General features: G+C 62.8%; 4 protein-coding genes. All 4 read right to left on the bottom strand.

The window, feature by feature from the left end; genetic code table 11:
* Window positions 1-173 precede the first annotated feature (173 nt).
* The 4 genes from metG to serA all read right to left on the bottom strand — a co-directional run bounded on the left by metG (window position 174) and on the right by serA (window position 7206).
* Window positions 174-1733, bottom strand: coding sequence for a methionine--tRNA ligase (metG, locus tag ACIQC5_RS04250; RefSeq protein WP_400278654.1), 1560 nt, complete (start codon window positions 1731-1733; stop codon window positions 174-176).
* Window positions 1734-1837: 104 nt separating this feature from the next.
* A complete protein-coding gene (locus ACIQC5_RS04245; RefSeq protein ID WP_400278652.1) occupies window positions 1838-2593 on the bottom strand; it encodes an ABC transporter ATP-binding protein in 756 nt (251 codons plus the stop codon).
* The gene (locus tag ACIQC5_RS04240) at window positions 2590-5400 is read right to left on the bottom strand and encodes an FtsX-like permease family protein (protein WP_400278651.1); all 2811 of its coding nucleotides are present in this window, start codon (window positions 5398-5400) and stop codon (window positions 2590-2592) included. Before ACIQC5_RS04240 ends, ACIQC5_RS04245 begins: the two co-directional genes overlap by 4 nt.
* A 210-nt stretch (window positions 5401-5610) precedes the next feature.
* Complete coding sequence (gene serA / locus ACIQC5_RS04235) at window positions 5611-7206, bottom strand: phosphoglycerate dehydrogenase (RefSeq protein WP_400278649.1); 1596 nt, start codon at window positions 7204-7206, stop codon at window positions 5611-5613.
* Between the last annotated feature and the right edge of the window lie 254 nt (window positions 7207-7460).

Below are 7460 nucleotides of genomic sequence, written 5' to 3'. Positions count from 1 at the left end.
CCGCTGCGACACCCTCTTCGCCATGCTCCGCGATGGCAGCCTCTACCACCCCAAAACACCCCAAACCCCTTGACGAACAACATAGGGACACTCTCACTTCCTGCGGCATTGCCGTTAGGAAGTGAGGGAGCGTTTCCTGTTTGTGGACGGTATGTGAAAGAGCGTTGCTGCCCTTAGGCTTCGGCGGGCTCTTCGTACCGCGGGAACACCGGGGCCGGTGCGGGGAGCTCGGTGCCGGGCACGATCGGCGTGGCGATCGCGGCGAACTGCCTGGCGTCACCTTCGGTCTGGCCGAGTAATTCAAGAAGCGTGGCGGACGACGACGGCATGACCGGCTGGGCGAGGATCGCCACGATGCGCACAACTTCCAAAGTGACGTACAGGACCGTGTTCATGCGGTCGATGTCGGACTTGCGCAACACCCAAGGAGCCTGCTCGGCGAAGTAGGCATTCGTGTCACCCAGAACAGTCCAGATGGCTTCCAGCGCACGGCTGAATTCCTGCTTGTCGAAGGCGCCACGGGCCGTTTCCAGCAAGTCGCCGGCCTTGGCCAGCAGCGCTTTGTCCTCTGCCGTAAATTCTCCCGGAACGGGAACCTTGCCCTCGCAGTTCTTCGCAACCATGGACAGCGAACGCTGGGCCAGGTTCCCAAAGTTGTTCGCAAGGTCCGAGTTCATGCGCCCCACAATGGCCTCGTGGTTGTAGCTGCCGTCAGCTCCGAAGGGAACTTCGCGGAGGAAGAAGAACCTGCACTGGTCCAATCCGTACTGCGCCACGAAGTCCTGGGGAGCCACTACGTTGCCCAGGGACTTGGACATCTTCACACCGTTGTTGGTGAGGAATCCGTGGATCATGACGCGCTTGGGCAGTTCCAGTCCGGCGCTCATGAGGAAAGCCGGCCAGTAGATCGCGTGGAAGCGTGAGATGTCCTTGCCGATGACGTGGACGTCCGCCGGCCAGAACTTCTTGAAGGAGTCCGATTCGACATCCGGGTAACCCGTACCGGTGAGGTAGTTGGTCAGGGCGTCAACCCAGACGTACATGACGTGCTTCTCATCGCCGGGAACAGGGACACCCCAGTCGAAAGTCGTGCGGCTGATGGAAAGGTCGTCAAGTCCACGCTTGACGAAGCTGATGACCTCGTTGAAGCGGGACTGGGGCGCGCCGAATTCCGGCTGCGCTTCGTAGAGGGCGAGGAGCTTTTCCTGGTACGCGGACAGCCGGAAGAAATAGCTCTCTTCAGCGGTCCAGGTCACCAGGGTGTCCGTCTCCTTGGAGTAGCGGAGACCGTCTTCCTTAACTACGGTGTCGTCCTCAACGTAGTACGCCTCATCGCGCACCGAGTACCAGCCCTCGTACTTGGACAGGTAGATGTCGCCATTGGCTTCCATCTTCTTCCAAATGGCCTGGGACGCGGCGTAGTGGTCCGTGTCCGTGGTGCGGATGAAGCGGTCATGGGAGATGCCCAGGTCCTGGCTCATCTGCTGGAAGGCAGCCGAGTTGCGGTCCGCCAGCTGCTTTGCAGTGATGCCTTCCTTCTCGGCGGACTGCTGCATCTTGAGCCCGTGCTCGTCCGTTCCGGTCATGAAGAAGACCTCATGGCCGTCGAGGCGCTTGAAGCGCGCCATGGCATCAGTCGCGATGACCTCGTAGGCGTGCCCGATGTGCGGCACGCCGTTGGGGTAGCTAATGGCGGTAGTGATGTAGAACGGGGATTTCTCTGCAGACGTCACTCTAAGAAGTTACCTTTTTTTCGAATGGAATGACTGGACCGGCCGCATATGACGGCCGGTCCAGTCACTGCCGGAACAACCCGGCGAAGAATCAGTCCTCTGGACTAGTTCAGTTCGGTCAGTGTGTCGCTGAGCCGGACCAGTTCGTGGTCGTGGGAAGCCACCAGGACAGCGATGCCGTCGCTTGTGGTGTCTTTGAGGATGCCGATGATGCGGTTGGCGGCGGCACGGTCCAGGCTTGCCGTCGGTTCGTCCACCACAAGGACGCGCGTTCCGAGGATCAGCGCACGGGCAATTGCCACGCGCTGGCGCTCACCACCGGACAGCTGTGCGGGGCGGTGGCGCATGCGCCGACCCAGGCCCACCAGGTCAAGGAGGTCCTTGGCCATTTCGGTACGCTGTTCCACTTCACCGTCGGGAACGGCGGGAAGCAGGACGTTCTCCAGCGCGCTCATGCCGTCGATCAGGGCACCGCCCTGATCGACGTAGCCGATCAAGGCACGGCGGCGGTCAGCGATTTCGTCGTCGCCCATGGACTCCAGCGAGTGGCCCTCCCAAAAGACCTTGCCCGACGTCGGGAGCGTCAGTCCGGCGCTCACTGTCAGGATGCTGGTCTTACCGGAGCCGCTTCGACCGGCGATACAGTGCATCTCGCCGGCGTGCAACGTGAGGTCGAAGTCGTCAACGACGTCTACTTCCTCAGCTCCGCCCTTGTCACCACCGTAATGGATGGTGACGCGGCTCAGTTGCAGCGGTGTTGCGTGGTCCGATGCCTTCACGATGGTGTTGGCACGGGTTTGCAGCGACTCGTCCGCGGAGTCGGGGGTCGCCGTCAGCTCGGTGTTGAGGTTGTCAGTCATTTGACTACTTTCGTTGCAATCGGAATCCAGCAAATTACCGCCAGCAGCCCAGCCAGTCCAGCCCAGAGCGCAGCGTACGGAGCCAGGAGCAGCCCCAGTCCAAGGGCGCCCAGGACGCCCAACGGAAGCGCCACGGTACCCACCAGCGCATTTTCAAAGAAGCGGACCTGACCCAGCATGTCGGGGTTCCAGCCCATGGCACGCAAGGTGCCGAGGTATTCACGTTTGGCATGCAGCTCAAACCGGCCGGTAACCAGGGTGAGGAGCAGACCGACCACCACGCCGAAGACCGCGAGGATCACGCTCGGCAAGGCGATGCTTGCCGCGGCCAGCCCGCTCAAGGCGCTGGCGCCGGCAGCACGCGGGATATCGATCAGGAGTGCGATCAACGCCCCCACCGCGGCACCGAAGACGCCCACCGCAACGGCCAGGGAAACCGAGTTGAACCGGTTGGTGGTGAGTTGCCTGTTGGCGAACGTCAACGGGGAGTCCACCATGACGAGTCGCTCGTCGTGCTGCGGTTCCTGGTCAACGATGTGGCGGTGCCGCAGTTGACGGGCCGCAAGGTAGGCAGCTCCGAGGTAGATCACCAGCATGGTGGCCGAGACGATCACCGTGGCCAGGTTCCAACTGAGCAGGCTGAGTACGATTCCGGCAAAGGCCAGCGCCGCGGCGCCGACGGCGAACTCTTCGAGCACCCAGGACTTGATGCGCTTCTGCGTCCAGCCCATGGCCCGCAGGATGCCCGCTTCACTGCGGCGCTGCCGGATGTAACTGACCGTGGAGGCGCCCGTCAGGAGCGTAGCTCCCAGAAGTGTCAGGAACAGGAGCGTGATGTTGGTTCCCGTCAGTGAGCCGGAAACGGCGTCAGCCGCATCCTGCCGTACCCACGACTGCTGGACGGTGCCCAGCGGCGACTCCTTGCCGGCGTCGTCCTTCGAGTAACCCGGGACAAAGATGTTGGCGTCTTCACGTGCGGAACCTGCCACAACCGTGGCCTCGAGGCCGAGTTCGCGGATCTGCGCGGCCAGCTTCTCGACGTCCGGCTGTGCCTGCTTCCACGTTCCGTTGGCAGATGCCCGGACGCGAACGGCGTCGATGACGTTGGCGTTGGAATCGTAGCCACGGGCGGCAGCAAGGCCGTAGTAGTCAGTGATGGCACCGGCAGACTGGCTGACCAACCCGGTCGCGCTCAGCGACGGTTTGAGGACCGTGCCATCCACGTCCTTGCCTTCGCCATCCTTGCTCATGGTCAGGGGCGCGGGGTCGTAGCCTCCCAAGGGGAGCTTGTTCACGTCGCCGGCGGCAGCCTGGACGTCGGCGGGATTAAACGTGCCGTAGACCATCGGCATGGGCGTGGCCGGCTTCTTGCCTGTCTCAAGGTCATCCCGGTAGGAACGCTCCTCCACCGGCTTGCGCTGGGTCTGGTCCACAGCTGCACCGAAGGATGACTTCTCCGGGAGACGGTTGACGGTCACCCAGTCCCCCGGTGTTGCAGTCTTATCCGTTGCACCGTTGGAGGCTTCGTCGCCGTCCTTGTACTCCGGTGCTGCGGCGAAGGCAGCGCTCCACGTCGCGGGGTTGTAAAGGCCCTGGCTGAAGGACGCCGTGCTGCCGAGCAGTTCACTGTGGTCGGTGGAACCAGGCCATTCCAGCGCGAAAGGCGCCTTGGAAACGAACGGCAAGTAGTCCTTGTCCAGCGAACGGGTCACCGTTCCAATGTCATTGACCACCTTGCCGCTGGCGTCGATTTCCTCGATCTTGACCGAGTACTTCAGGTCAAGGGAAGTTCCCGAGCGAACAATCAGCGGGATCGCCTGGGAGTCCTCGGTCAGCAAACCGTCGCGCTTGGCCTGCTGGTACTGCGTCATCAACGGAGCCCAGTACTTGAGCTTCACGCCCAGGAAGTCCGGGCCTTCTTCGAGCTGGTCCATGCTGAGGCCGGTGGTGAACAGGCTCTCGAAGTGGCGGCCGATCGCACCAGCGTTGCGCGCATCAGCCGGCGGAGCCTTCTCCAGCGGCGCAAGGAAGTCCCCGGCCGAGCCCAGCAGGGCGCGTTCCGCAGCGGGATCGACCGCGACGACGGACTCTGTCACCTCGGGTGCCAGCGGCAGGGCCACCGAAAGGTTGAAGAGGTTGTGCTCGGATCCGAGAGCCGGCGCCGGGAACTTGACGCCAGTCTCGCCGTCAGGTCCTGCAATGCGGATGTTCTTGCCGCCGGCCGTTTGTTCCTCAAGGAGACGACCCTTGCCGAGGCTGCCTTCGGCGCTCGTCTTGAACAGCGTCTGTTCGTTGACGCCATCCGAGCTGGTTGCCGTAGCCGTCAGCCGGTACTTCTTGGGGGTGTCGGACAACACGGACTCCGCCGCGGGCCACTTGCTGGAGTCGAGGGCGGAAGGATCACCCGCGGTCACGGCCCCCGCCAAGCCAGCGTTGTAGCCAAGGTAGTCCATCGCGTTCAGGCGGGGAGCTTCCAGGTTCTGCGAAACACGCGAGACCAGGCTGATGGGCGCTGCCACGGCTGTCTGGCCCATGGAGCGGATCTTGTCCAGCTGCTCAAAGCTGATGCCGCCTTGGCCATTGGCGATCTCCGGCTGGATCAATGCACCGCCGTCGCCATCCTTGGACTGGTCCGGTTTCGCTTGGACCAGGATGTCGTAGAGTCCCCGTGAGTTCTCATCCACGGTCCGGTTCAGCGCAGCCTGCGACTGGCTTTGGACGAGGACTGACAAGCACATGGCGACGATCAAAATGGCCGCGGTCAGCAGCAGCACACGGCTTCTGATGAACCTCTGGACGGCGTTCATTGGGCTCCCTGAGACCTTGATTGCGGGCGCGCACACAACGTCCGGAAATCCTCGAAAAACACAAAGGAATCCCGGGCGTTAGGTGCAAAGAGTGGTGGCCGGCCTGCTGCCGGATCCGAATCTCGGACCCAGCCATTGTAAGCAGACCGGCCACCTATACGTGGCAGAGGTGTGTCTCCGGCACGCGAACTCAGTTGACGAGGAGCAGTCCTAGTCCTCCAGGTCCACTTCGCGGACCATCTCGGCACCGATGCCCGCCTTGATGGCTTCGAGGACCTGCTGCGGCACCGAGCTGTCGATGGTCAGCAGCGCAAGAACCTGCCCACCTTCAGTTTGGCGGGCCACCTGCATGCCACCAATATTGATGTTGTTCATGCCGAGGATGTGGCCGATGGTGCCGATGACGCCCGGACGGTCGGCGTAAGCCACAACCACCAGGTGCTCGCTGATGGGGATCTCAACGTCATATCCGTTAACACCCACGAGCTTTTCAACCTGCTTGGGACCGGTCAAGGTACCCGCAACGGAAATCTGCGAGCCGTCGCTCAGCGCACCACGAATGGTCAGGACGTTGCGGTAATCCTCTGCGTCCGGCGTGGTGATCAGACGCGTGTTGATGCCGCGCTGTTCCGCGATCACCGGCGCGTTGACGTAGGAGACCTGCTCCGTGACGACGTCTGCGAAGATTCCCTTGAGTGCAGCGAGTTCGAGCACCTTAACGTCCAACGCAGCGATCTCGCCGGCAACCTCGACGTCGATCTGGGTCAGCGATGCGTGCGTCAGCGCGGTGAAGATTCGACCCAGCTTTTCGATCAGCGGGATGCCCGGACGGATGTCGGGTGCGATGACGCCGCCTGCTACGTTGACGGCGTCCGGCACCAGTTCGCCTGCCAGTGCGAGGCGAACAGACTTCGCCACGGAGACGCCTGCCTTCTCCTGTGCCTCGTCAGTGGAGGCGCCCAGGTGCGGCGTCACAACCACATTGTCCAGCTCGAAGAACGGCAAGTCGGTGCTGGGTTCCTTGACGAATACGTCGACGCCGGCACCGGCGATCTGGCCTTCCTTCAGGGCAATGTAGAGGGCTTCCTCGTCGATGAGCCCACCACGCGCGACGTTGATGACGTACGCGGTTTCCTTCATCTTGCGGAAGGCGTCAGCGCCCAGCATGCCAACCGTCTCCGGCGTCTTGGGCATGTGGATGGTGATGAAGTCGGCATTCTCGAGGAGCTCGTCCAAGGTGACAAGCTTGACGCCGAGCTGGGCAGCACGGGCGGCCGTGATGTAGGGGTCGTAGGCCAGGATCTCGGTGTCGAAGCCCTGAAGGCGGGCGGCAACCAGGGCGCCGATGCGACCCAGGCCGATGATGCCGATCTTCTTTTCGAAGAGCTCGATGCCTGTGTACTTGGACCGCTTCCATTCGCCGTTCTTCAGCGCGGAGCTGGCCTGCGGAATGTGGCGGGCCAGGCTGAGGATGTGCCCAACAGTCAGCTCGGCGGCAGAAACGATGTTCGACGTCGGCGCGTTGACAACCATGACACCGGCCTGCGTGGCTGACTTGATGTCCACGTTGTCCAGTCCAACGCCGGCACGGGCGATGACCTTGAGGTTTTTGGCCGCTGCGATGGCTTCGGCGTCAACCTGGGTGGCCGAGCGCACGAGGATGGCGTCGACGTCGACGATGGCGGAAAGCAGCTGGGAACGGTCGGCGCCGTCGGTCTGGCGGATTTCAAAGTCCGGGCCCAATGCCTCAATGGTGGCGGGCGAAAGTTCCTCGGCAAGGAGGACGACGGGTTTGGTGGCTGACACGGGGTGGCACCTTACTTTGGACAACTTTGGACAGAACTGGACAAGGAGCGGATGCGTGGCCCGGACGCGGAGCCGGGACCAGCCCAGAATATCGCCCCGGGGCGGGGATTCCGGTGCCGGGGAGGGGATGTTACGGCGGGGGCAGGCCCGTTGTGAAGAAATTCACAGCGCGTTCCAGGCACTGCCCGCCGCTTTGAAACGAAGATGCCCGCCCGGCTTTTGGGGCCGGACGGGCGTTCGTAAAGCTTGAACCG

Source organism: Paenarthrobacter sp. NPDC092416 (assembly GCF_044755025.1).
GTDB lineage: Bacteria > Actinomycetota > Actinomycetes > Actinomycetales > Micrococcaceae > Arthrobacter.
Note: the sequence above shows the minus strand (reverse complement) of the source record. Positions and strands in the feature narration are given on the sequence as shown.

Bases quoted from the DNA above. Each gene is read 5' to 3' on its own strand.
- ACIQC5_RS04240 (WP_400278651.1), bottom strand. From the start codon at position 5,400: ATGAACGCCGTCCAGAGGTTCATCAGAAGCCGTGTGCTGCTGCTGACC.
- ACIQC5_RS04245 (WP_400278652.1), bottom strand. From the start codon at position 2,593: ATGACTGACAACCTCAACACCGAGCTGACGGCGACCCCCGACTCCGCG.